Here is a 25854-nt window from a genome sequence, read left to right as displayed (position 1 = left end):
GAAACGAATTTGTGTTTGCCCTTCTTACGGGGCCCCCGGAAAGTATTCGGAATCGGCTTCGTCAGCCTCTTCTTCACTTTTTGGGGTAGCTTTTGGATAAGCCCTCGACCGATTAGTATTGGTCAGCTCCATGCATTGCTGCACTTCCACCTCCAACCTATCTACCTCGTCGTCTTCAAGGGGTCTTACTGACTTGGGAAATCTCATCTTGAGGGGGGCTTCACGCTTAGATGCTTTCAGCGCTTATCCCGTCCGTACGTAGCTACTCAGCCATGCTCCTGGCGGAACAACTGATGCACCAGCGGTACGTCCATCCCGGTCCTCTCGTACTAAGGACAGCTCCTCTCAAATTTCCTGCGCCCACGACAGATAGGGACCGAACTGTCTCACGACGTTCTGAACCCAGCTCGCGTACCGCTTTAATGGGCGAACAGCCCAACCCTTGGGACCTACTTCAGCCCCAGGATGCGATGAGCCGACATCGAGGTGCCAAACCTCCCCGTCGATGTGGACTCTTGGGGGAGATAAGCCTGTTATCCCCAGGGTAGCTTTTATCCGTTGAGCGATGGCCCTTCCATGCGGTACCACCGGATCACTAAGTCCGACTTTCGTCCCTGCTCGACTTGTAGGTCTCGCAGTCAAGCTCCCTTATGCCTTTGCACTCTGCGAATGATTTCCAACCATTCTGAGGGAACCTTTGAACGCCTCCGTTACTCTTTAGGAGGCGACCGCCCCAGTCAAACTGCCCGCCTGACACGGTCCCCGTACCCGATAAGGGCACTAGGTTAGAACCTAGATACGATCAGGGTGGTATCCCAACGGCGCCTCCGCAGAAGCTTGCGCTCCTGCCTCCACGGCTCCCACCTATCCTGTACAGATCGTACCCAAATTCAATATCAAGCTGCAGTAAAGCTCCATGGGGTCTTTCCGTCTTGTCGCGGGTAACCTGCATCTTCACAGGTATTAAAATTTCACCGGATCTCTCGTTGAGACAGCGCCCAAGTCGTTACGCCATTCGTGCGGGTCAGAATTTACCTGACAAGGAATTTCGCTACCTTAGGACCGTTATAGTTACGGCCGCCGTTTACTGGGGCTTCGGTTCACAGCTTCGGATTGCTCCTAACCGCTCCCCTTAACCTTCCAGCACCGGGCAGGCGTCAGCCCGTATACTTCGCCTTACGGCTTCGCACAGACCTGTGTTTTTGCTAAACAGTCGCTTGGGCCTTTTCACTGCGGCCCCCTCGGGCTATTCACCCTACCGAGGCACCCCTTCTCCCGAAGTTACGGGGTCATTTTGCCGAGTTCCTTAACGAGAGTTCTTCCGCGCGCCTTAGAATTCTCTTCTCGCCTACCTGTGTCGGTTTGCGGTACGGGCACCTTCTCCTGACTAGAGGCTTTTCTTGGCAGTGTGAGATCATGACCTTCGCTACTGTAATTTTCGCTCCCCATCACAGCCCAGCCTTACGGTGTGCGGATTTGCCTACACACCAGCCTCACTGCTTAGACGGACATCCATCAGTCCGCGTCACTACCCTCCTGCGTCACCCCATCGCTCATAGCGGATTACGGTGGTACAGTAATTTCAAACTGTTGTCCTTCGACTACGCCTTTCGGCCTCGCCTTAGGTCCCGACTTACCCTGAGCGGACGAGCCTTCCTCAGGAAACCTTGGGCTTTCGGCGGATCAGATTCTCACTGATCTTTTCGTTACTCATACCGGCATTCTCACTTGTATACTCTCCAGCGCTCCTTACGGTACACCTTCAACGTATATACAACGCTCCCCTACCCCAGATACAAAGTATCTAGCCATAGCTTCGGTGGTGTGTTTAGCCCCGTTACATTTTCGGCGCAGAGTCACTCGACCAGTGAGCTATTACGCACTCTTTCAATGGTGGCTGCTTCTAAGCCAACATCCTGGTTGTCTGTGCAACTCCACATCCTTTCCCACTTAACACACACTTGGGGACCTTAGCTGATGGTCTGGGCTGTTTCCCTTTTGACAATGGATCTTAGCACTCACTGTCTGACTCCCGGCAAGAAGTAAATGGCATTCGGAGTTTGACTGAGCTTGGTAACCCTTGCGGGCCCCGCACCCAATCAGTGCTCTACCTCCACCACTCCATTCACCGAGGCTAGCCCTAAAGCTATTTCGGGGAGAACCAGCTATCTCCGAGTTCGATTGGAATTTCTCCGCTACCCCCACCTCATCCCCGCATTTTTCAACATGCGTGGGTTCGGGCCTCCAGTGCGTGTTACCGCACCTTCACCCTGGACAGGGGTAGATCACACGGTTTCGGGTCTACGTCCACATACTTAGTCGCCCTATTCAGACTCGCTTTCGCTGCGGCTCCGGCTTCTCACCTTAACCTTGCATGTTAAACATAACTCGCCGGTTCATTCTACAAAAGGCACGCCATCACCCATAAAAAGGGCTCTGACTTTTTGTAAGCACACGGTTTCAGGTTCTATTTCACTCCCCTTCCGGGGTGCTTTTCACCTTTCCCTCACGGTACTGTTTCACTATCGGTCGCCAGGTAGTATTTAGCCTTAGCAGATGGTCCTGCTGGATTCATACGGGGTTTCACGTGCCCCGCACTACTCGGGATCCGTCTCGGAGAGAATACCATTTCGGCTACAGGGCTTTTACCTCTATCGCGGGCCTTTCCAGACCTCTTCGCCTACCATATTCCTTTGTAACTCCATGTGAGACGTCCCACAACCCCAAGAGGCAAGCCTCTTGGTTTAGGCTGTTCCGCGTTCGCTCGCCGCTACTGACGGAATCACTATTGTTTTCTCTTCCTCAGGGTACTTAGATGTTTCAGTTCCCCTGGTCTGCCTCTGCGTATCCTATGTATTCAGATACGAGTAACTGCGAATTACCACAGCTGGGTTTCCCCATTCGGACACCCCCGGATCAAAGCTTGCTTACAGCTCCCCGAGGCAGTTTCGTTGTTCGCCACGTCCTTCGTCGGCTCCTGGCGCCTAGGCATCCTCCGTGTGCTCTTAGTAGCTTAACCAATGTGTTTTCCCTAAGGAAAATCACGGTAGCAACTAATAACTATTTCCACTTGCTTACACAAGTTTCAGCTAAAAGATGTTCTAAAACGCAAATTCGTTTCGGTATCCAGTTTTCAAGGATCAAAGGTAAAGATGAGAGCTTAAACTCTCAAAACTGACCAACGAGTGAGTAACAGGCCTAAACCTGATTGGTTTGGAAGCGAAGCTTCCGATTTGAATGTCACCGTTGCAGGTGACGATTCTCCATAGAAAGGAGGTGATCCAGCCGCACCTTCCGATACGGCTACCTTGTTACGACTTCACCCCAATCATCTACCCCACCTTCGGCGGCTGGCTCCCTTGCGGGTTACCCCACCGACTTCGGGTGTTGTAAACTCTCGTGGTGTGACGGGCGGTGTGTACAAGACCCGGGAACGTATTCACCGCGGCATGCTGATCCGCGATTACTAGCAATTCCGACTTCATGCAGGCGAGTTGCAGCCTGCAATCCGAACTGAGACCGGCTTTGCTGGGATTGGCTCCACCTCGCGGCTTCGCTTCCCGTTGTACCGGCCATTGTAGTACGTGTGTAGCCCAGGTCATAAGGGGCATGATGATTTGACGTCATCCCCACCTTCCTCCGGTTTGTCACCGGCAGTCACTCTAGAGTGCCCAGCTCAACCTGCTGGCAACTAAAGTCAAGGGTTGCGCTCGTTGCGGGACTTAACCCAACATCTCACGACACGAGCTGACGACAACCATGCACCACCTGTCTCAACTTTCCCCGAAGGGCACCTGATGCATCTCTGCTTCGTTAGTTGGATGTCAAGACCTGGTAAGGTTCTTCGCGTTGCTTCGAATTAAACCACATACTCCACTGCTTGTGCGGGTCCCCGTCAATTCCTTTGAGTTTCAGTCTTGCGACCGTACTCCCCAGGCGGAGTGCTTACTGTGTTAACTTCGGCACCAAGGGTATCGAAACCCCTAACACCTAGCACTCATCGTTTACGGCGTGGACTACCAGGGTATCTAATCCTGTTTGCTCCCCACGCTTTCGCGCCTCAGCGTCAGTTACAGCCCAGAAAGTCGCCTTCGCCACTGGTGTTCCTCCACATATCTACGCATTTCACCGCTACACGTGGAATTCCACTTTCCTCTTCTGTACTCAAGTCACCCAGTTTCCAGTGCGACCTCAGGTTGAGCCCAAGGTTTAAACACCAGACTTAAATAACCGCCTGCGCGCGCTTTACGCCCAATAATTCCGGACAACGCTTGCCCCCTACGTATTACCGCGGCTGCTGGCACGTAGTTAGCCGGGGCTTTCTTCTCAGGTACCGTCACTCCGGTAGCAGTTACTCTACCGGACGTTCTTCCCTGGCAACAGAGCTTTACGATCCGAAAACCTTCATCACTCACGCGGCGTTGCTCCGTCAGGCTTGCGCCCATTGCGGAAGATTCCCTACTGCTGCCTCCCGTAGGAGTCTGGGCCGTGTCTCAGTCCCAGTGTGGCCGTTCACCCTCTCAGGTCGGCTACGCATCGTCGCCTTGGTGGGCCGTTACCCCACCAACTAGCTAATGCGCCGCAGGCCCATCCCCAAGCAGCAGATTGCTCCGCCTTTCATTCTCTCCTCAGGAGAAGAAAGAAATTATCCGGTATTAGCTACCGTTTCCGGTAGTTATCCCAGGCTTGAGGGCAGGTTGCCTACGTGTTACTCACCCGTCCGCCGCTAAGTTTGAAAGGAAGCAAGCTTCCTCTCAAACTCCGCTCGACTTGCATGTATTAGGCACGCCGCCAGCGTTCGTCCTGAGCCAGGATCAAACTCTCCAAATTGGTATTTAGAAAGAGCGATTGCTCATTTTGAAACATCTGACGAGAATTTACATTCTCTAATTTGGATCTCACCGAAGTGATCTCCAGATACTCACTCGTTGTTCAGTTTTCAAAGATCAAGCTCGTTGTCAGCGCCGCTCACCACGCCACCAGCAACTCTTATAATATATCACGTTCATCCGAGCAATGCAAGCTTTATTTTTGAAATCACTTATTTAAGTAATCTCTCATTTCCTTTGCCGCTCAACAACGCTTATTTATAATAACCTATCCCTCTATTAAAAAGCAACCTTTATATAAATAAAAATAACCCGCTTAATTATTAAGCGGGTTATTCTCAGGTAATGCTATAGTTCACAGCTATCCTTAGTAGAATTTCGCTGCAGTATATTTGCTTGCTGATTTGACCAGTTCAGTTGATGCTGCGTTTTTACCCAGACCTGCATCGACTGTAGTATCAATCGTTACCCATTTGCCGTTCAGGAACACTTCATTCCAGGCATGGTATGAAGTTACATAGCTTGTATTCCCCATAACCAATTTGGTTGGAATACCTTCACTGCGGAGCATTGTAGCGAACAAGGATGCGTAATCGTAACAGATCCCTTTGTTGGTAGCAAGCGTGTTATCGTTGTTCGGAATATAATCTGTGCTTACGCTGTTAGCCAAAGAGTAATCATATTTCACGTTAGTTACGATGTAATTGTAGATAGCCTTAACTTTGTCTGCATCTGTAGTCAGACCCTTTGTAAGCTGGGCTGCCTTTTGAACGGATTTATCGGAAGAACTCCACTTTACATTCTGTACGGAGCTCAAATATACGGCATTCACATTGCTCATGGAGAGAGATACAGTCTCGGAAGATAGTACTTTGTACTTGTTGCCGGTAGTATTCTCAAGAACAGAGACCTTATAAGAGCCATTGCCTTGTTGCAGCGGGAACGTCTCGTTCGGTTTGGAAGTGTATAAGTTGTAAGTATAGCTGTTGTTGCCCTTGGTAATCATGAGCTTCATCTTCTTATCCTTAGGAACATCGTACGATACCCCGATAACCCCTTGATCAAGTTGTCCAACATTTAACCAGCTTGAATCTGCATTAGCGGCTTGAGCAGTGCCTGTCTGTACAGAAGTGACGATCACAAAAAGTGTAATCAACATTAAATAAAACTTCTTCATGGATAAAACCCCTTTCGGTAGCTGGCTGCCATTCTTACGGGAAGGCCCTTTAGCTTTGCGTCCCTACCTTTCGATAGGTTTGCCGTTATCGTATAAGCTTTATCTGTCCAATCTACTACCACATAATGACAGATTCTGAATTAAAACAAACAAAAAAAGCCTCTTCATTCGGTAGCTGGCTGCCATCCATGACGGGAAGGCCCTGTAGCTTTGCGTCCCTATCTTTCGATAGGTTTGCCGTTATCGTGTATTAGCTTCTGATAGTTCTATCTTACCATACCTCTATCTATTATCAAGACCCAAATTGCTAGATTCCACCACAAATATACTAAAATTTTATGTTTTTTCGACCTTTATCGCCTTGTCTTGATGGATTCAGGTCAGCTTCGCATGAATGATAAGTCTGTGGGTCGGGTTGACAAGCGGATCACAGGTAATAAGGGTCAGAATCTTATCATCATCCTTTCCCTTCAGTACCGAAATATCAGTAGGCTCTACAATAGATACATCATATACAACATATTTGTATTCCTGGCCGCTTGTAATAACAGTAATGGTATCCCCTTTACCGACCTCATCCAGTCTGTTGAACAGCCGCCCTGCCGTTCTTGACCGGTGTGCCGCAATCGCTGCATTGCCTACCGCGCCAATCGGAGCTGTCTCCTTCATATGCGCCGCAGCATGCTTCATATTAGTCTTGGTGGCGCCCTCCAGTACAGGCAGCTTCAGATCGATTTTGTCAATTTCAATAATGGCAGTGATCTTGCCTCCAACTTCAATCTCGGGCGCTGTAGTGGGCACCGGCTCTTCTGCACCAGACTCTTCCGCCAGCAGCTGGGTGACTTCCGCATAAGGCTTGCTCAGATCCTGGCTGGCAGGAGCGGTAGCCGAAGGAACGATTTCACTATAGGCCTGTTCGGCCTCTTCCAGCAGCTTCTGCTGCTGACGGTCCTCGTACCATTCGCTTCCTTTGGGGTAGAGCATAATCAGGACCCCGGCAAGTATAATCAAATAGGATAACTTCCGCATGACAATCGCCTCCGCAATATAGAATAAGTACTCCCGCCGCAGAATACGGGGAAGATATACTGTCTCTTTAGAATACCCATTTCCGGCTTCCAAAGAAATTAATGATCACTGTTATGAAGGTAACCAGCACCTTGGCCAGGAGCACCTGTATCCCCAGCCGGTCAGTCAGAAGATGAATCAACAGCACCGAAATGCCCAGCACCAGCAGATTCAGCACAATAAATCTCACCAGCTGCATCCGGTCAAAGCCGCCATTCCCGCCTCTGTCCCTTCCCTTAAAGGTCACCTTCTTATTCCAGAAAAAGCTGTTGGCCGTCCCGGCGCTATAGGAAATAATCTGTGCAGGGGTGTTAAGCATCCCCAGGGAATGCAGCAGGGTAAATACCGCAAAATCTATGAATGTGTTAAGCAGGCCCACCGCATTAAATTTCAGAAACTGGATCATGCCTGCGCGCCAAGCCTTATCTTGCATAATCGCTTTCCTTCCGGGTGTCTTCAGACTCTGTATCCGGGTAGCCTCTGGTCTCGCGCACGATATAGAGCGGTCTATCCTTTGATTCGTCATAGATCCGTCCGATGTATTCCCCAATGACGCCCAGCAGCATCAGCACAATGCCGTTAAACAACAGGTTCACCCCGACAATGGACGCCCAGCCCGGCACGGTCCAGGAGGTGAAGACCTTCTGGAATAAGACCAGGAACAGGTAGATGAAGCTGGAGAAGGACAGGAAGAAGCCGATATAGGAGGCGATTTTGAGCGGCTTATGCGAGAAGGAGGTGATTCCGTCGAGCGCAAAGCGGATCATTTTTTTGAGCGGATATTTCGTCTCCCCGGCGTAGCGTTCCTCCCGCACATATTCCACCATGGTCTGCCGGAAGCCGACCCAGCTCACCAGCCCCCGTACATAACGGTTCTTCTCCTTCAGACCGCGCAGCACATCGCAGACCTTGCGGTCGATCAGCCGGAAATCCCCGGTATCTGTGGGAATCTCCACACTGGTCATGCTGCTGAGCAGACGGTAAAAGATTTTGGCCGTAACCTTCTTGAAAAAAGTCTCTCCGTGGCGCTTCAGCCGCTTGGCATAGACTACCTCATAGCCTTCCTTCCACTTGGCGATCATCTGCAGAATGACCTCCGGCGGGTCCTGGAGATCTGCGTCAATCACCACGACAGCCTGACCTTCAGCATAATCCATGCCCGCCGTAATCGCCACCTGGTGGCCGAAGTTACGGGAGAAGTCAATCAGCTTGACATGCTCATCCCTATTACTGATTCCGCGCATAATCTCAGCCGTACGGTCCCGGCTGCCGTCATTGACGAACACAAGCTCATAGGTATCCCCGCACTCATCCATTACTTTTTTGAGCCGCTCGTAGGTTACCTGAATGACTTCCTCCTCATTATACATGGGCACAATTACACTATATCTGGCCTTCACAAGGGTTCCTCCTAAATTTATTGTAAGCCACAGCTTCTTTGATGCGCCTCTTCAACATCAGCTTTCAACAACTATGGGCTCTTACAGCTCCCCTCCTAGAATACCCAGGAAGGGAACCAGCGAAGTACTTGAATGATATAACTGCTGTTCACCTGCATGCCGGATAAGACCGGATAGAACATTACAAACAGGATGGCGGCAGCCGCAACATAGGCGTACCGCAAATATCTGGCACCCTGGAACCTGCTGTCAAGCAGCTTCAGGATGTACACAATGGATAGAATCATAAACGGCACCATCGCAAAGTAATGGTACAGGAACGTCTCACGCGGCACAAGCATCCAGGGAACATATTGTGAGAAGAAGGCGATCCAGATCATATACAGGTTCTTGTCCCGGCGCTTCACAGTGAACCATACGGCGGCCAGCATTGCGAAGATTCCTGTCCACCAGATCAGCGGATTGCCCATGGTAACTATGCTGCTCGTTTTGCCTGCGGGTAAGCCTTCGCCGCCGCTGAAGAACCACACGGGACGCTTCATGAACGGCCACTCCCACCAGGAGGAGGCGAACGGATGTGTTGCTACAAGCTGGCTGTGATAGTTGTACATATTCTTCTGGGCATCAATCAGGCCCTTAACGGTGAAGCCCTCTGCTGATGCAGACAGTGAAGGAATGAAGGACAAACTATATACGATACCCGGAATAACAATGAAGAATCCTATACAGCTAACCAAGGTGATCACTGTATTCTTCCAGAAGAACTGATCTGCGGTCCTGCAGGCGGCTTTGAGTTCCTGTCCGCCCAGCTTGCCTTCAGCCAGCAGACGTCCGGCAGCCTTGTATTCTCTGTAGCGTTCAAAAAGTACCAGCGCAAGCATAATAGCAAGCCCCGCGCCTCCGTAAATCACGATCCACTTCGAAGCAACCCCGATACCGAAGAACAGTCCTGACCAGAACAGCGGAACAAGCGTTGTCCGCAGCGGCACCCGGTAGAAATTCATCGTGAAATACCGCTGCATGAAATAGAACATCAGCATAATGAAGAATACACCGTACACATCGATGGTTGATATCCGCGTCTGGGTGAAATGCATGAAGTCCAGAGCGAACAATCCTGTTGCCAGTGCCGCATAGGTAGTCTTACGGAACAAGCGCATGGCCATGATATAGATCAGCGGCAGCATCGCAATCCCGAACAAGGTGCCTATGATCCGCCACCCGAACGGATTGACGCCGAACAGCTCCATTCCTAGCCCGATCAGCAGCTTGCCAAGCGGCGGGTGCGTATTCTCATAAGGAACAATATTATGATAATGCTCATAAGCCGTACGGGCATGATAGATCTCATCAAAATACGTACTGTTCATGAAATTAGAGTTCTCCGGTATGACGGACTGCTCATCGAACAGATTGGCCGGCGCTCCTCTTTTAGCTGCTCCCGAATCAGGTGTTACGCTTGCTATGGTCAGAGGGACCTTCGGTGCCCCCTGCTCATAGAAGGCCATCTCGTTAAGAGTGAAGCCTGGAGACGTAACCGAGAGCTTAACATATCTTGCGGATACGTTAAGCGGCTGGCTTTTCCAGATGAAGACATTGCCGACATCCTCGCTTACCTCAAGCGGGTTGCTCCAATTATCAGGGGTCTGGCTGAATTCCAGCTGAAACTTCCCGGTCCCGACACCACCGAAGACATTAACCCGCTCCAGCTGACGGGCCTGCCCCAGATCCACATAGAAGCTCTCACCGCTGGCCGCCGGCTCCCACAGAGTCTCAGGTGCCTTGTTATCACCCAGATGATAGAGGGCAAGCGCTCCGTACAACGCGGTGATGCCGAGCATCCAGATCCAGTCTCTGCGCTTCAGCTTCAGCGGAGAACGCCGCTCAGCAGGGGCAAGCGGCTTGATGCCTTCTGCAAGCAGCAGATCTGCTGCGTACGCCTCCTTAGGGGTAACCGGCTCAGGTAAAAGCTTCGCAGTTCGGCGGATATATACATCGTATCCAATATAGAGCAGATATATCGCAAGAATGATAGTGGTAATAGCTGTAACCAGCACAATGCCGTCAGCCGGCGGATTTCCGCCGGTATTCAGGTACGCCAGCGTATAACCAACATTGATGTACTGGGTCAGAGAGAACCCGAGGAACAGGGTCAGGAACCGCCGGTCCCGGCTCTCCATGAAGGCGAATAAGGACAGGATCAGTACCGGATACAAGTAACGCTCATGCATTTTGGTACCGAATACGAAGACAATCGTGATCAGCACCATAGCGATGAAGTAGGACTTGGAGAGATCCTTGCGGTCCTTGGTATTGAAGGAATAATACGCTGCAAGTGCAACTGCTACCAGGATGAAAATAAAGCCCCAGATACGGTAAGGGATGCCGAGCCAGGTCACGTCCAGCGCCGACCACATCGGATCGGTCAAGGCATACAGGTTGAATGCATTCACTGTGGAATACGGATAGGAGGACAGTGTGCTTTTGTAAAGGTTAATCAAGCCTGCAAACCCGCCGTTGTTCCAGAAGAACGGGGCTGCGAGGACAAGAAAAATCCCCAGTCCGTACAGGGCGCCCAGCGCAAGCTGCTTCCAGGCCCGGTGATGGTAGAAGGCAAGCAGCAGCACAGGTGTGAAGATCAGCGCCTGCGGCTTGATCAATGTAGCGACGGCAAAGAAGACCGCCGCACGTACAAAGCGCTTATCAACAACCCCCATTATACTGAGCAGCAGGAAGATGAGGAAAAAGGAATCCGCCTGCCCCCAGGCTGCCGAGTCCATCAGCACAGCCGGATTGAACAGGAACAGCATCATTAGTCCCATAGCCAGCCCGGAGCCGAGCCTTGTACGCGCGCTCTTATAGATAATCCAGCCAAGCACCAAATCAGAGAGCATCGCAGGCAGCTTGAAGAGAACCGTCTCGGCACCTGATCCGCCCGCAAAATTAAACAATCCGCGCAGCAGGCTCAGCAGGTATAGCACATATAAGTACCCCGGCGGGTAATCAGCGAAATAACCTTCCTCATAGAATTTGCCCGGTCCAAGGTCAGTCAGGCGCTGGCCCCAGGCCATGAAGGTGTTCATATCATTCTTGTAGCCCTGGGCCGTAAGGCCGATCCAGATCCGCAGGATGAATGCCGCCCCGAACAAAACGTACAGCCAGCGGGTGTAGATTACATCCTCCTGTCTCAGCAGACGCTCACTGCGGAAGGCTCTTGTGTATAGAAAAGCAAAGAACAGGCAGAAAGCTCCAGAGAGCAGCAGCAGCTTGGCCGGAGATACCTTATGCGGCACTTCCTCCGGCTTGCTTCCTCCATCCGCATCTGCCGGGGGAGCCTGGGCTCCGCTGTCCAGCGAAATTATATTCGATCCCTCCGGCACTGTATCCAGCTTCTCTACGGACAGATCATCGAAATAGGCCTTGCCCTGAACCAGATTAGCATAGCCGCCGAGCGCAGCGCCGATTCCGATCTCGGTCTGCTCCTTGCCGGTCTGGCCGATGAACTCCAGACGCTGCCATTCACCGCCGGTGTCGCTGGTAGCGGGGTAACCGCCCCCAATGCCTACCGGGAAGATGTTGGCCCCGATTCCCCCGCCTGCGATGCTGGCTATTTTGACATATCCAGAGATTCTGTAGTAGCTATCCGGCACAACGGTAACGGTCTGCACCCACTTCAGGTGATTAGGCTCCAGGTTCTCGATAACCGCCGCTTTGCTGCCGGAATGAACCTCTTCGGACTGAACGGATATGGAGCCTGCCGCATCTCCGGCAATCCACATGTCCTTGCTCCAGCCTGCCGGGGCCCCCTCTTCCCCTTCTTCAAAGCCCGGGTTCTGCAATAGATTCCTTTCGGCATAAATGCTTGTTACAGGAAGAATAAATAAGAAGAGCATTAATATAACGGTTGCCGCTGCACGTACATTCTTGGTCATCGTTCTACCCTCACCTCGTCAATGTTAATCCAGCCATTACCGCCGGTTATGTATACTTCTGCCTGTATCCCCTGCTCCAGAGTGACCGCAGGAAGTGTGACCTGTTGATAGGCTTCCGCCGCAGGCAGCTCTGTCTCGGCAAGCACCTTACCGGCTGCCCGAATGCCGATCTTCCCGCCGCTGCCTCCGCTACTGGACATAACGGTCAGTCTGTACTCACCGGCTGTGGCGGTAAAAGTCTGCGATACGATGGTCTCCGCTCCGGGATCCAGATATGCCAGCTTACTCCCGGCGAAGGGGTTGTTGCCGGCCACTCCCGTACCAGCAGAGAAGGTCCACCCCATTGTCCCTTCCTCAAATCCGCCATTCACAAACTCGCCTGCAGCAGTCTTAGGTGTGTCTTGAGACCAGTCTGTCTGTTCACTGGTGAGCAGTACGCTATAGTTGGCAAAACGCTTCACTCTAGATCCGGCACTTGCCGCAGGCGGCACAGCAGTATTCGCATAGATATATGCGGTATTCGCAGGCACCCTGTTCAAATCCTCAAACCTGTATCTTCCAAAGGAAGATACCCGCTGAAAGGCTTCTCCCGGATTGGCATACTGAACGGACTTCAGGAAATCATGCGGATTGATTTGCTCATAGAACAGTACATAAATATAAGGCATATTCACCTGATTCGTAAGATAGACTTCACCAGTACTGTGTTCGGAAGCATATCCGACAGCCTCCCCCAAAGATTCATAAAAGGCTGGGCCGATTTGTTCAGGGAAATCGCGGAAATACGTGTTGGAGAATAAAATAAACATCACGGCGAATCCGGCCACCGCCAGGATGGCTGCGCCTTTGACTCTGCCTGCCAGCCAGACGAATCCGGTGCTTACCAGCATAATGAACGGATAAAAAATAATATTAATCCGGTTAATATTCACAGTTGTAATCAGCGCCATAAGCACCGCCACCAGGAACCAGAGCAGCACGGCTCCCCTGCCGGCGCTCTCCCTCTCCCGCCGGCTTGTCCACCAGGAATGCAGGAGAACGATCAGACCGAGCAGGGCAAAAGGCAACGCAAGCGGGTACGCATACCCGTAAGGAGAGATGGAGTTCCAGGGCAAACCGTCCCTCCCGCTCCACATCAGCTTGCTGAAGGCACTAAGGTTATCCGCAGCGGCCTGCCACAGCCTGCCGCCGAATACGGATGAAATCTCCTCCACGCGCGGCGTCGTAAGCTTCGGAATCGTGAACAGCGGAGTAGCTATATCCTGCATGGCGTAACGGTTAATGATAATAAATAGTAATATAGGCAGCGCCAGTGCCGCAAACCATATAAAATTCCAGGCCAAGGCACGGGGCCGCAGGACCTTGCTATATAATAGAAGAATTGCCGTACCGAGTGCAAATAGCGGGACGAAAAAATACGCTGTTCCATAAGCATACAGCGAGAGAGCCAGCATACCGGTAAAGGCATACAGCCACCTTGAATTCGTAAAGGCGCGCAGCAGAAAGTATACGGCTATCAAAATCATCGTAGGAAACAGATTCGATTCCAGCGCCCACCTGGACATCATAATATGCCACGGATTAATGGCGATAAAGAACATAGCAGCTGTTCCGGCCCCAGGCGAGACCGACAGTCTTTTCATAATGAGATAGAAAAACAGCATACCCAGTAGTCCCATGATCAGGCTAACCGCCCGTACAGACAACGGCGTTAGTCCGAACAACAGAATGAACGGCATGGACAAGTAGGCATAGAGCGCATTCTGCCCGCTGCCCCAGGCGATTAAATGAATCGGCAGATGAACACCATTCCGGTCCATTCCGTAGTGCAATATGGCATAGGCATCATAGCCGATAGAGGCTTCGTCCTGATTCAGTCCCGGTGGAATAGAAGTTATGTATAGAATACGGACCATTGCCCCAAGCAGGAACAGCAGCACTGGCCAGGGCTGGCTACGGAAGGACTTGTACACTCGATTGAATACACCGGACACCATTTATCACCTCTTCAACAATATAATCTAAATATTGGTTAATGAAAAGGGTAAAGCCCAGCTTCTCCCGGGCGCGTGCCCCTTACAAGAACAAAAAAGAAAACGGCCTCTTCATATAATGAAGAGACCGCAGATTGGAAGTCAGAATCCGTGGAGCTTATTAGCCTTGGCTGCCGATCAGAACATAACGCAGAATGATCAGCACCGCCAGCACCCACATCATCCAGTGGATATCATATTTCTTCTTGCCGGCGATATTCGCAACACAAGCCAGAATAACATAAGTAACAATCCCGAATGAAATTCCGTTGGCAATGTTATACGTAAACGGCATGATTACGAAGGTCAGGAAGGCCGGAATTGCCAGTACCATGTCCTGGAAGTCAATGTCACGGATCGATTGAGCCATGAGTACACCAACAATAATCAGCGCTGCTGCTGTGGCCGGACCAGGGATCAGTGCGACTACCGGAGCCAGGAACAGGGCAAGCAGGAAGCAGATCCCTGTAGTTACTGCAGTCAGACCCGTACGTCCGCCTTCAGCTACACCGGCTGCACTCTCAACGTAAGCGGTAGTGGTGGAAGTACCCAGCATCGCACCGCCCGCAACAGCTACCGCATCTACGAACATGGCATTTCCGACACGCTTTTTGCCCTCTTCAGGGTTCTTCATGATTCCGGCACGTTCAGCAGTACCTACCAGCGTACCGAAGGTATCAAACAATTCTACGAAGGTAAAGGTGGCAATCGCCGATACGATACCGGTGTGCATAATACCTTCCCAGTCGAATTCCCAGAAGTTCAGCTGTGTGAAGTCAGGCACCCATGGCGTCTGCGGATTGCTCAGTGAACTGAAATCTACAGCACCCATGAGGATTGCAGCCACGGTAGTTCCGAGAATTCCGAACAGAATAGCACCGCGAACGCGCAATACCATCAGAATAGAGATCAGCAGCAGTCCGATAATCACGAGCTGGACATTGGTGTTCTCCAGGCTGCCCATATGAATTACAGTTTCAAAAGAAAGTACATCTGTAAATTTGTTAGCGGCGATATCACTTCCGGCTTCGACGCCGATAGTCATCAGTCCGCTGTTCTTCAAGCCGATAATGGTGATGAACATCCCTATACCTACAGTGATCGCATGCTTCAGGCTGTCAGGAATGGCAGTGAGCAGAATTTGCCGGACCCGGGTAATGGTCAGGAGGATGAAGATAATCCCGGAGATAAATACGGCGGTAAGACCCATCTGCCAGGTGAACTCATGTTCAGTGGTGGCAGAGGATAAGACTACGGAAGCGAAATATGCGTTAAGGCCCATACCAGGTGCCAGAGCGACCGGGAAGTTAATGAATACCCCCATGGCAATGGTGAAAATACCGGCTGCCAGCGCCGTCGCAAGGAATACGGAATACCAGCCCATATCAATGCGGCCGAAGGCAGTCAGAGTGCTTGGATTAACCGACAGAATATAAGCCATTGCCATAAACGTGGTTATACCGGCCATGATCTCTGTACGTACTGTGGTGCCGTTCTCTTTCAGTTTGAAAAAGCGGTTCAAATGGTTCTCCCCCTAAGGTTGTATGTTGTGCCAATACAGCAACACAGAAAGCCGGCATCTGGGAAGACACCGGCCCGAAAAAAGAGATCGCTGCCCGAAATCCCGGACCATTGCCGGTCATCCCAGAACAAGCTGCTCTTCTTAATCGTAGCCAGGTCATTACGGTGACCTCGTAGAGACTTCCGGGCCGATCCCCGGAATTATACGAATATATTTGCTGTAGCGCTTTATCATTTTAGGGGGAGATGACATGCCTTGTCAATGGTAAATACGAACATTGCCCGTCAGGTTTACATAAATGTTCGTAAATTGAACATTTTTATGACAAATCCCGCTTGGTTCAGAGAGAATTCCCCAAACATTGCAGCCTAAATGCGGAGAGGTCCTTACTAAATTAATTATAATTAATCTCTACATGGATTAGCGCGCCAACATATGTTAACCTGAATGAGCTTAGCGATAAGCAATCAATTTTCCTACAAGTTCCTTATCCGAAAGGGGATGTTTGAATTGGCTACTACTTATATGGTGGTTTCAGTTTAGAACTGCATAGCAGGCATGCTTCTTAAAAAGGCGGGCAAAGCCCGTATTATTTGGTATGCCATCCCAAGTAACCTTTCGTGAATATTGCTGTTTGCGGGATACGATGAAGGTCGTATCTTCTTTGCATCCTGATGCCGCAGATCAGCAGCTTCTTCTTGAGGCTGCTGTTCCGCGGCATTTTTGCGTCCACAAAACAACTTTAAAAGGAGCTAAACCCAAAATCATGATTGATCTAAAAACCTATGGATATACAGAAATAGAGGAAATTCCTTCAGGACTATTGCCCGGAAGAATTACAGAGCTCCAGCGGGAGCGGTTTACCGTTATAACCGCACAGGGCGAGGTAACGGCTGTGCTCAAAGGCACCTTCTATCACAGTGCAGAAACCCGGGAGGACTTCCCGTCTGTCGGTGATTTCGTCCTGCTTCTCCCGAATGGGAGCGGAGATTCACTCATCGTTACGCTGCTCCCCCGCCGCTCCAAGTTCTCGCGGGCGAATTATTCGGGTCATGCCGCCGGTTATACCAAAACTATTCTGGAGCAGGTCGTGGCCACCAACTTTGACTATGTATTTATTCTGTCCTCCCTGAACTGGGATTTCAATGTCACCCGTATGATGCGTTATCTGACCCAGGCCAGGCAGAGCGGGGGCCAGCCAGTGGTCATTCTGACGAAGGCAGACCTTACTGGAGACTGGAGCCGCCCGCTGGCAGAAGTCCAGCAGAGCATGCCGGATGTGCCGGTGCATGCAGTGTCCAGTCATAACGGTCACGGGCTGAATGAGCTTGATGTCTATCTTAAGCCAGGTTCGACTGTCGTCTTCCTCGGTATGTCCGGGGTCGGAAAATCTTCACTGCTCAACGCCCTGATGGAACGGGATGTGATGAAGGTCAGTGCCATCCGGGAGGAAGACAGCCGGGGACGGCATACAACTACACACCGTCAACTATTCATGCTCCCCTCGGGCGCAATGGTAATCGATACCCCAGGGATGCGTGAGCTTGGATTATTCAGCGCTGACGAAGGCATCTCTGCCGGCTTCAGTGATGTGGAGGAACGGTTCTCCGCATGCCGGTTCAAGGATTGCCGCCATGAGGCCGAGCCGGGCTGCGCCGTTCTTGCCGCTCTTGCGGACGGTTCCTTGCCGCGTGAACGCTGGGAGCGTTACATGGCCCAGCAGCAGGAGAACCAATTCGTGCAGAACAGAACTAACTATCTCAGGGGCAAGGATGCCCGCAATCAGTCAGCTGCTATGCAGCGCAAGCAAATGAAGAAAAACGGAGGACGAAAAAAATGAAGATTCCAACTGAAGCGTTATATACTGCACTAAGTGCGCTTTTCAAAACAACGATTACAGCTGCTGACTACCAGACGTTACAGCTACATGGCGGGACCTTGGGGGATGTGCAGCTGGTTACCGGAACAGCCGAAACGGCTGACGGAGAGCAGCTGCCGTACCGTATTGTGCTGAAAATCCAGAAGAAATGGGAACGATACGATGATCCGCATTCCTGGCGGCGGGAATATGACCTCTACGCTTCGCCACTCGGTGCAACCTTCACGGAATCCTTCCGCTGGCCGGTGTGTTATCACGCTGAGATGAATGAAGCCGGGGATGAAATGAGGTTATGGCTGGAATATATGGATGGCATCTCCGGCCTGGAGCTGACCGGTGATATGTATGAACAGGCGGCACTGGAGCTGGGACGCTATCAAGGCAAATTATACGCAGCGCAGCCTGAAGTGCTGCAGAGTCTGACCAACCTGAGCCATGCGGATCTCATGAAGAACACCTATCTGCATTACCGGTCCTGGCCGCTCGTCTACGACTATATCCGTTCGGAGGAATGTGACTTCCCGCAGCATATCCGGCAAATGCTCATCGACATCGACGAGCAGTCGGACGATATTTTTGCCCGGATTGAAAAGTTGCCCCTCGTACTGTGCCACCGGGACTTCTGGGTAACCAACATCATCTATACCGGCGGGACCATCGCGCTGATTGATTGGGATACCTCGGGCTGGGGCTACCTCGGCGAGGACATCGCCAGCCTGATTGCGGATGAGGCGGATCTTGATCACATGGTTGAATACTACCAGCGGTGTGTCCCTGCTTATTACCGGGGCTTCGCAGAATATGCGGGAGAGATTGCCCCGCTTGCCGGCCACTGCGTCTACGAATTCATCCTGCTCGTATTCGGATACCGGATGGTGGAAGGGTATCTCCATACGGAGGAGGATGACGGGAAGGCGGAGAATCTTCGTACGCTAGAGAAGATTTATGAATTGAAGAGCTTGTAGCTGTCCGCCTAAGCGGGAAGAACTCCAAAGCCTAATATAGGGTTTTGGAGTTCTTTCTTGTCATATATATTTGACACATAAACTTATGGAGAGTATGATGAACAAACGATTAGTCATATATATGCGACTTTTTTTCAAGGAGGAATCGATATGAACAGGGTTGCCGAATACAGAAAACGCTCCGGTATGTCGCAGCTTGCTCTGTCGAAGGAGGTCGGAGTTGCCCGGCAGACGGTCAATCTGATTGAGAATGACAAGTATAATCCTTCATTGGATTTATGCGTTAAGCTGGCCAAGGCCCTGAACTCTGATTTAAATACACTTTTCTGGGAGGTAAATAGTAATGCTGAGTAAAATAGAGAAGAGAATGTTGAAGCCATTTATTGGATATTCGGAGGAAAGAGATGAGTATCAGCGGGCAGAGATCCACCGGATTCTTGCCGTTGCCTGCATGCAAGCCTTGTATCTGACATCCGGTCTGATGCTCATCAGCTTAATTATTGATACCCTCAACCACACCTTCACGTTCGGAACTATGGCTCTGTTCATTGTTCAGCAGTTCGTAGCGTACTACATCCTGATCCGGCTCCGCAAAACCGGAGTTGCCGAAACGGAATATGACACCGATGCAGATTATGAACAAATCATTAAAGCATTGAAGAAAAAGTTTTTCTTGGCCGGTGCCCAGTGGGGCATTACTATGTTCGTCCTGATGGAGTTCCTGTTCCCGGCGTTAGCTGGTGATAAGATTGACATCCGCTTGTTCAACATTCTGATCTGGTGTACTGCAGGCGCTGCCTTTGGCATCATTACATATTTTCTTCAAAAGAGAAATATTAAAAAAATCGTATAGAAATACAAGCGGGAACAGCTTTGATGATTTTTTAAAGGACGGTACCGTATCCGACAAAAAACTCTCTTCTATTGGCAGAAGCCTGCCGGTAGAAGAGAGTTTTAATTTTAACCTATGTCTATTCCCACTCAATAGTCGCTGGCGGCTTGGAGGTAATGTCGTAGACGATGCGGTTCACGTTGTCGACTTCGTTGACGATGCGCACGGAGATTTTCTCCAGTACATCCCAAGGGATACGTGCCCAGTCAGCGGTCATGCCGTCGATGGAGGTTACCGCACGAATGCCGACGGTGTAGGAATACGTACGCTCGTCACCCATTACGCCAACGCTTTTCATGTTAGGAAGTGCAGTGAAATACTGCCAGATCTCGCGGTCGAGACCCGCCTTGGCAATCTCTTCACGCAGAATATAGTCGGAATCGCGGACGATGGTCAGCTTCTCTTCGGTCACTTCGCCCAGCACACGAATTGCCAGACCCGGACCCGGGAAAGGCTGACGCCATACGATCGCATGCGGCATGCCCAGCTCTTCGCCCAGCTTACGGACTTCATCCTTAAAGAGGGTGTTCAGCGGTTCGATCAGACTGAATTTCATATCTTCCGGCAGCCCGCCCACATTGTGGTGCGACTTGATGGTCTGTGCAGTTGCCGTACCGCTCTCTACGATGTCGGTATACAGTGTACCTTGGGCCAGGAACGCGAAGTCACCCAGCTTGGCCGATTCTTCGTCGAAGCAGTAGATGAACTCATTGCCGATGATTTTACGTTTCTGTTCGGGATCGGAGACACCGGCCAGCTTGCCGAGGAAGCGGTCGCGGGCGTCGATTTTGACAACATGGATATCGAACTTGCCGACAAAAGTCTCCATGACGCTCTCCGCTTCACCTTTGCGCAGAAGGCCGTGGTCGATGAACATACAAGTCAGCTGGTCGCCGATCGCCCGGTGAATCAGCATCGCCACAACAGAGGAATCCACGCCGCCGCTGAGTGCGCAGAGCACCTTCTTGTCGCCGACTTTATCACGGATGTCCTTCACAGCATCCTCGATGAACGACTCCATTGTCCATTTGCCCTCGCAGCCGCAGACCTCGTACAGGAAGTTCGAGATCATCTCATTCCCCTTCACGGAGTGGCGTACCTCAGGATGGAACTGAACGGCGAAGAATTTGCGTGCATCATTGCTCATGGCTGCAATCGGCGCACTCTCTGTACCGGCATCCAGCTTAAAGCCCTCCGGAAGCTCCACTACATGGTCGCCGTGGCTCATCCATACCGTCTGCTTGCTCTCAAGGCCCGCTGCCAGCACGGAGCTGGGTGCGAATTCCACATCTGCTTTGCCGTACTCGCGCTTGGCGGAGCGTTCCACCTTGCCTCCCTGCTGCTGTGCCATCAGTTGCATCCCATAGCAGATACCGAAGATCGGCAGCCCGAGCTCGTAAATCGCCGGGTCTACATGTGGTGCATTCTCCGCATAGACACTGCTTGGCCCGCCTGAGAATACAATCCCTTTGGGCGATAAGGCCTTAATCTTCTCCATCGGTGTATTGTAGGGCAGAAGCTCGCTGTATACCCCCAGGTCACGAATTCTGCGCGCGATAAGCTGGTTATACTGTCCCCCGAAATCCAGAACAACGATTATTTCATTTGGCTTGTTCATTACTTGCCTCCCTTGATTATTGGATTCATTATACTCATGGTTAATTCTCAGCGTCAAGGAAATGGGGTCCCTCTGTTTTAAGGTTTTGGGATAGCTGTGGCAGGGTGGAGGAGGTAATGCCTGCACGGGGCAAAGGTAGCAGAACAGGCTCGCGGCCATGACAATACGGAATACCTGCAGATGAGCAAGTGTCTGCCGATTCACTGCTAACGGGAGCCTGTCTCTATGTTATGGAAATACAGTGAAGAATTACAGCCGTGACTGGTAGTATTGCGCTACTATGGGAAGCGTGCATTTGAATGTATTCGGTTTTTCGATTACATTTGGTCCTCATGCCCACGCAGCTCTAAATGTGGTCGGTTTTTCGATTACATTTGGTCCTCGTGCCCATGCAGCGCTAAATGTGGTCGGTTTTTCGATTACATTTGGTCCTCGTGCCCACGCAGCGCTAAATGTGGTCGGTTTTTCGATTACATTTGGTCCTCGTGCCCATGCAGTGGTAAATGTGGTCGGTTTTTCGATTACATTTGTAGCGGCAAGCTGAACCGTCACAAAGACGTCCGCTGCAAATGCAGGGACGCCGCTTCTCGATCAGGTTAGATGGAAAGTGATCATCAGGCACCGGGCCATGAAAGCCTCTATGTCTGTGGTATCGGCAGCGCTGGGTGGCGACGAGGGCGACATAGGCGCGAAAGGCGTAGAGGACACGCCGCCTCCGGCGCCGCCATACGCCAGGGTCTCCCACTGGCGTACAAACCCCCGGACGGCGGCGCGCAGCCGCCCGTCCTCGATAGCCAGGGAGTCTGCGTACTCCCTGGCGGTAACCCCGGGCAGCGGCGGCCCATACCGCGCCGCCAGCCCGTGCCAGGCCAGAGCGGCCGCGCGCAGCTGCCGCTCACGGCCAAGCCTGCCGGCGCGGCGCACCGCCGGCAGCAGGGCCAGGCTGCGCCGCCAGCGGATGGCGGCAGCCAGCACCAGCGCCGCCAGCGCAAGCGGCGCACGGTCCGGGCCGCCCGCCTGCGGCAGGGCGGCGGTGAGCGCATCCGCGTGCAGCGCAGCGGAGCGGCGGGTGTCCGGCGGCGCGGCGGCAGCCGCCGGGTCCGTAGCAGCCGCGCCGGGGGCAGCGGCGGCAGCGGCGGAGGGCGTGGGGTCGAAGGGGACCCAGCCCGCGCCGGGAAAATAGACCTCGACCCAGGCGTGGGCATCGCCGCCGGTCACGCTGTAGCGCTGCGGCACAGAGCCGGGCACGGCGGTTCCCGGGCCGTAGCCCTGGACATACCGCGCCGGAATGCCGCTGCTGCGCAGCAGGACCGTCATCGCAGTGGCAAAATGCACACAATAGCCCTGACGGGTCCCGAACAGGAAATCATCGGTGAAATCGGCACCGGACGGCGGCACGCGGGTCTTCAGCGAATAGGTGTAGCCTTCTTGAAGATAGCCGGCTACAGCTACGGCAGCATCGTAACGGCTCGCCGCAGCAGCGGTAAGATCGCCGGCCAGTGCACGCACTCTGGGCGGCAGAGCAGCAGGGAGCTGCAAATACTGGCTGCGGACCTCTTGGGGATCACTCCCCCTCAGCGTCCGCAGGACTGCAGGATCACTTGGCGGCAGAACAGACTTGACGGTATACTCCGTAACCCCTGCGGAGCCGTAGACTTCCGGCAAGCGGAAGCTGAGCCTGTCCGGGCTGGCCAGCACGTAACCCAGCTGGCTTCCGTCCGCAAGCCGGATGTTCTGCACATCTGTGATAGCGCCTGCACTGAACAGCGGCACACCTCCAGTGGAAGGCGCAGCGAGCTGAACCCGCTGGATGAGGGTCTGCCCCCCGGCGGATGAAGCATTCGCCAGAGCGGGCAGCGCCCCGGACAGGCGGGGCAGATTCAGCGCTGAATACGCGGCACCGCTCCTGATCCAGCGGCGCCCGTCATAATACGCCATGCTCTCCCCCCGCGAGTAGTAGGGACGGGAAGCAGTGACTGTGAAGGCTGCCTCCGTGCTTGGTGTCAGGGGCATGCCAAGCTCTCTGTCCTCCATGCTATAGCCGGTGCTGCCAGCTATAGGTCCGTCTGCGTCCTCCGGTCTCTGCGCCGCAGCCCAGTGCTCCAGCTTGTCCAGGACCGGCTGCAGTGTAACCGGGGCAGCCGGGCGTGCGCCCAGCCCTTGGCCGGCTATCCAGGCGGCCAGCGTCACCAGCACAGCCGCCGATAACGCCCTGGCTCCCCAGCGGGCGTAAGGAAGAAACTGCCTCCCTGTCCGTTCTTGCAGATGGAGCAGGCCGCTTAAGGCCCGCAGCCACAGGATCAGCCCCGCCGTGACCAGTACATCCCCGGAAGTATTAACGGCATAGCCCATATCCAGCACCAGCAGATACACCAGCGTTACACCGGTGAACAGCGCAATACTTCCTCTGTACAGCGCGAGCTGCTGGACGGAGGACACCAGCAGTCCCCAGCCCAGCACCAGAATCAGCAGCCTGCTGTCCTCGCTTAATGCAGAGATCCTACCGGAGAGCAGCAGCAGGGCATCCTGTCCGCTTTTCTCCATGGCATAGACCTTTAGCCACCCGCCCCCGCCTCCCGCAGCAGCACAGAGGCCATACCAGGTCATAAAGATTAGCAGAAACTGCCCGCTCACCTGTACAAGACGGGGTAACAGCAGACAGCCCCAGGCGAGCAGTGCTGCTGCCGAGAGCATCAGAAGCCGCAGGAGCTGTGTATGGTCCGCTGCCGCAGACAATTTGTAGAGCGGCAGCAGCCACAGCCCAAAGACGCCCATAATCGCCAAAGAGAACAGGCCGCGATAGTACAGGGGGCTGTTCTCTCTTTTACCTGCGGGGCTGTTCTCTGCAAGGTCCGATTCCTGCATCTCTGCCAATGTAAACACGATGCTTCCGTAGCGGAGCTGCCTGCTGTGGGTGGAGTCTTTCGGACTGGCGCCATCCGTACCCGCACTAGCAGGAGGTGGAGTTATCCGGAAATTCATCAGGCTCCGCCCCCTTGTACCCTTGTGCAGGAGCAGCATGGCTCAGACAGTGAACCCTCGCGCCAAGCCGCATTAGACTTCCCGCAATCGTATCCGAGGCAGGCGGTCTGCTGTTCCCGTAAGCTGCTGAATCCTGCTGTCCGGCTGGTTCCCACCCTCCCGGTGCTAGCCTGCTGCTGCGGGATAGCTCCGGCATTGTCCCCGCTGCTCCGGCCGGGCTCCGCACAGGATTACCGGGAGTCCGGCCCTTAGAAGGCTGGTCCCAGACATAATACAGCTCCACCCTGATTCCCTGAACCAGGAAGCGGGCCAGCGTTCTCGCCGACTCTTCCTCCAGCCGGCCGGTAATGACGGATACCGTCATCCCGGGAATCCAGCTCTGCGACGCGTCCTCCAGCAATCTGCTGAGACTCTGTGAACCGGAGGGGGCAATTTCTGTAAGCAGTTCCCGGACCCTCCCGGGGATCTGGCCCACCCCCTCATGCCTGGCCATTCCTTCAGGCCAGCCTCCACTGAAGAGCTGGATGTAGCTGCCGGAGCGCTCGGCAGAGAGCAGCAGCCCCATAGTAGCCGATACCGCCTGTTCGAAGGCCGGGATCACCGACCTCCGCTGGCTGCGGGGAGCATACGCACCGCCGGGAACCTCATAATCCGCCGGACTGCTCGCAAGCACGATGCAGGTCATCTGCCCCGATTCACGTTCCGGCACTCTGCTCTGCAGGTTGCCTTTACGGGCGCTGCTCTTCCAGTGAATCCGGCTGAACGGATCACCCGGCGCATAATCACGGATATCCGCTGCTTGCGGGCTGCTGTGGTTCCCCCTCCCGGATGCACGGTCTCCGGACAGCAAGCCGGTGTCCGGCACTGCTGCGCCCATATCTAGAGCTCTTGGCAGCACTTTGAAGCCCGCCTTGCCGCCCGGCTGGCAGCCGCCTGTAAACAGCCCAGGCAGATCTCCCCAGGTTACACTGCACCCGTGAAGCTGATGCACCCCTCTGGGGACAGACAGCAGCTCATACGAATAGTTGAACGAGCGCCGGAAGCCGGGAAACAGCAGCTCCTGATGGCTTCCCCCGCTCCAGTAATCGGTCACAATCATCCAGGGCAGCGGGATTCTGGCGGCAAAAGAAATCTGAACCTCCACAATAGCGTCATCCCCCGCAGACAGATGCGCAGGAGTAATCGTGCGCTGGACACTAACTCGCCGTGGACCGCAGAGCTGCATCAGCAGGCCGCCGGACATAACCACTCCGCCAGCTGTCAGCAGCAGCAGGAGCGATTCTCCGCCGCGCCACATATACAGCCCTCCGGTAACCGCCATCAGGAGCAGCATTCGCCCCCACTCCTTGACTGCGCGGCGGATGCGCTTCCGGGGGAACCCGGCAATCTCTGCATTCCCGTACCTGTTCTGCTGTGAAAATACCTGTGATTTCGGATCCGTCAATGATGATGAGGACAAGGAGGACACCCTTCCATGGTCATAGACTAGCCCCCGGCAGCCTGTACTTTCTCTGGCTATACTACTTGCTGAGGCCTGTTGCTATCTATTCTTTCCAC

Annotated in this window: 15 protein-coding genes, 2 rRNA genes and 3 riboswitches; of the genes, 5 read left to right on the top strand and 12 right to left on the bottom strand. The window is 53.1% G+C overall.

Features of this window, described 5'->3' with window-relative positions:
• Window positions 1-92 precede the first annotated feature (92 nt).
• From NSS83_RS23125 to NSS83_RS23085, 9 genes are all read right to left on the bottom strand, one after another.
• Window positions 93-3019, bottom strand: a 23S ribosomal RNA gene (locus tag NSS83_RS23125).
• Window positions 3020-3269: 250 nt separating this feature from the next.
• Window positions 3270-4830 (bottom strand): 16S ribosomal RNA (locus NSS83_RS23120).
• Together the 16S and 23S rRNA genes form the textbook arrangement of a ribosomal RNA operon.
• Window positions 4831-5196: 366 nt before the next feature.
• On the bottom strand, window positions 5197-6006 hold the full coding sequence (locus tag NSS83_RS23115) for a transglutaminase-like domain-containing protein (protein WP_341346555.1): 810 nt from the start codon (window positions 6004-6006) through the stop codon (window positions 5197-5199).
• A 13-nt stretch (window positions 6007-6019) separates the two neighbouring features.
• Window positions 6020-6100, bottom strand: a riboswitch (cyclic di-GMP riboswitch).
• Between the two features lie 73 nt (window positions 6101-6173).
• Window positions 6174-6255: riboswitch (cyclic di-GMP riboswitch) on the bottom strand.
• 126 nt (window positions 6256-6381) lie between these two features.
• Entirely contained in the window at window positions 6382-7035 is a 654-nt protein-coding gene (locus NSS83_RS23110; RefSeq protein ID WP_340944387.1) for a class D sortase, read from the bottom strand.
• 67 nt (window positions 7036-7102) lie between these two features.
• The gene (locus tag NSS83_RS23105) at window positions 7103-7507 is read right to left on the bottom strand and encodes a GtrA family protein (RefSeq protein ID WP_036696898.1); all 405 of its coding nucleotides are present in this window, start codon (window positions 7505-7507) and stop codon (window positions 7103-7105) included.
• Window positions 7497-8474 carry a glycosyltransferase family 2 protein gene (locus NSS83_RS23100; RefSeq protein ID WP_341182678.1) on the bottom strand — a complete coding sequence of 326 codons (978 nt, stop codon included), beginning with the start codon at window positions 8472-8474 and terminating at the stop codon, window positions 7497-7499. Before NSS83_RS23100 ends, NSS83_RS23105 begins: the two co-directional genes overlap by 11 nt.
• A 95-nt stretch (window positions 8475-8569) precedes the next feature.
• Complete coding sequence (locus NSS83_RS23095) at window positions 8570-12406, bottom strand: glycosyltransferase family 39 protein (RefSeq protein WP_341182679.1); 3837 nt, start codon at window positions 12404-12406, stop codon at window positions 8570-8572.
• Window positions 12403-14403: a hypothetical protein gene (locus tag NSS83_RS23090; RefSeq protein WP_341346554.1), complete on the bottom strand. Its 2001-nt coding sequence runs from the start codon at window positions 14401-14403 to the stop codon at window positions 12403-12405. Before NSS83_RS23090 ends, NSS83_RS23095 begins: the two co-directional genes overlap by 4 nt.
• A gap of 157 nt (window positions 14404-14560) precedes the next feature.
• Window positions 14561-15961 (bottom strand): NCS2 family permease, encoded by a 1401-nt coding sequence (locus NSS83_RS23085; protein WP_341182681.1) that lies wholly within the window; start codon window positions 15959-15961, stop codon window positions 14561-14563.
• A gap of 128 nt (window positions 15962-16089) precedes the next feature.
• Window positions 16090-16189, bottom strand: a riboswitch (purine riboswitch).
• A gap of 538 nt (window positions 16190-16727) precedes the next feature.
• Between NSS83_RS23085 and rsgA the strand changes: the two genes are divergently transcribed.
• The 4 genes from rsgA (at window position 16728) to NSS83_RS23065 (ending at window position 19658) form a co-directional block, all read left to right on the top strand.
• Complete coding sequence (gene rsgA, locus NSS83_RS23080; protein ID WP_341346553.1) at window positions 16728-17801, top strand: ribosome small subunit-dependent GTPase A; 1074 nt, start codon at window positions 16728-16730, stop codon at window positions 17799-17801.
• Window positions 17798-18805, top strand: a complete 1008-nt coding sequence (locus NSS83_RS23075) for an aminoglycoside phosphotransferase family protein (protein WP_341346552.1) — start codon at window positions 17798-17800, stop codon at window positions 18803-18805. Before rsgA ends, NSS83_RS23075 begins: the two co-directional genes overlap by 4 nt.
• Window positions 18806-18955: 150 nt before the next feature.
• The gene (locus NSS83_RS23070; protein ID WP_341182684.1) at window positions 18956-19159 is read left to right on the top strand and encodes a helix-turn-helix transcriptional regulator; all 204 of its coding nucleotides are present in this window, start codon (window positions 18956-18958) and stop codon (window positions 19157-19159) included.
• Window positions 19149-19658 carry a DUF3278 domain-containing protein gene (locus tag NSS83_RS23065; protein ID WP_341182685.1) on the top strand — a complete coding sequence of 170 codons (510 nt, stop codon included), beginning with the start codon at window positions 19149-19151 and terminating at the stop codon, window positions 19656-19658. Before NSS83_RS23070 ends, NSS83_RS23065 begins: the two co-directional genes overlap by 11 nt.
• Before the next feature lie 118 nt (window positions 19659-19776).
• Here NSS83_RS23065 and guaA read toward each other — a convergent pair whose 3' ends face one another.
• Window positions 19777-21315, bottom strand: coding sequence for a glutamine-hydrolyzing GMP synthase (gene guaA, locus NSS83_RS23060; RefSeq protein ID WP_341182686.1), 1539 nt, complete (start codon window positions 21313-21315; stop codon window positions 19777-19779).
• A gap of 295 nt (window positions 21316-21610) precedes the next feature.
• Between guaA and NSS83_RS23055 the strand changes: the two genes are divergently transcribed.
• Window positions 21611-21859, top strand: a complete 249-nt coding sequence (locus NSS83_RS23055; RefSeq protein ID WP_341182687.1) for a hypothetical protein — start codon at window positions 21611-21613, stop codon at window positions 21857-21859.
• A gap of 47 nt (window positions 21860-21906) precedes the next feature.
• Here NSS83_RS23055 and NSS83_RS23050 read toward each other — a convergent pair whose 3' ends face one another.
• Both NSS83_RS23050 and NSS83_RS23045 read right to left on the bottom strand, forming a co-directional pair.
• Window positions 21907-24297: a transglutaminase domain-containing protein gene (locus tag NSS83_RS23050; protein ID WP_341182688.1), complete on the bottom strand. Its 2391-nt coding sequence runs from the start codon at window positions 24295-24297 to the stop codon at window positions 21907-21909.
• Window positions 24266-25756 (bottom strand): DUF58 domain-containing protein, encoded by a 1491-nt coding sequence (locus NSS83_RS23045; RefSeq protein WP_341346551.1) that lies wholly within the window; start codon window positions 25754-25756, stop codon window positions 24266-24268. The genes NSS83_RS23050 and NSS83_RS23045 overlap by 32 nt, the downstream gene beginning before the upstream one ends.
• Window positions 25757-25854: the final 98 nt, after the last annotated feature.

The sequence above is a fragment of the Paenibacillus sp. FSL H3-0469 genome (genome assembly GCF_038051945.1).
Classification (GTDB): Bacteria; Bacillota; Bacilli; order Paenibacillales; family Paenibacillaceae; genus Paenibacillus_AQ.
The sequence above is the reverse complement of the archived record's forward strand: the minus strand, read 5'-3'. Positions and strand labels throughout refer to the sequence as shown.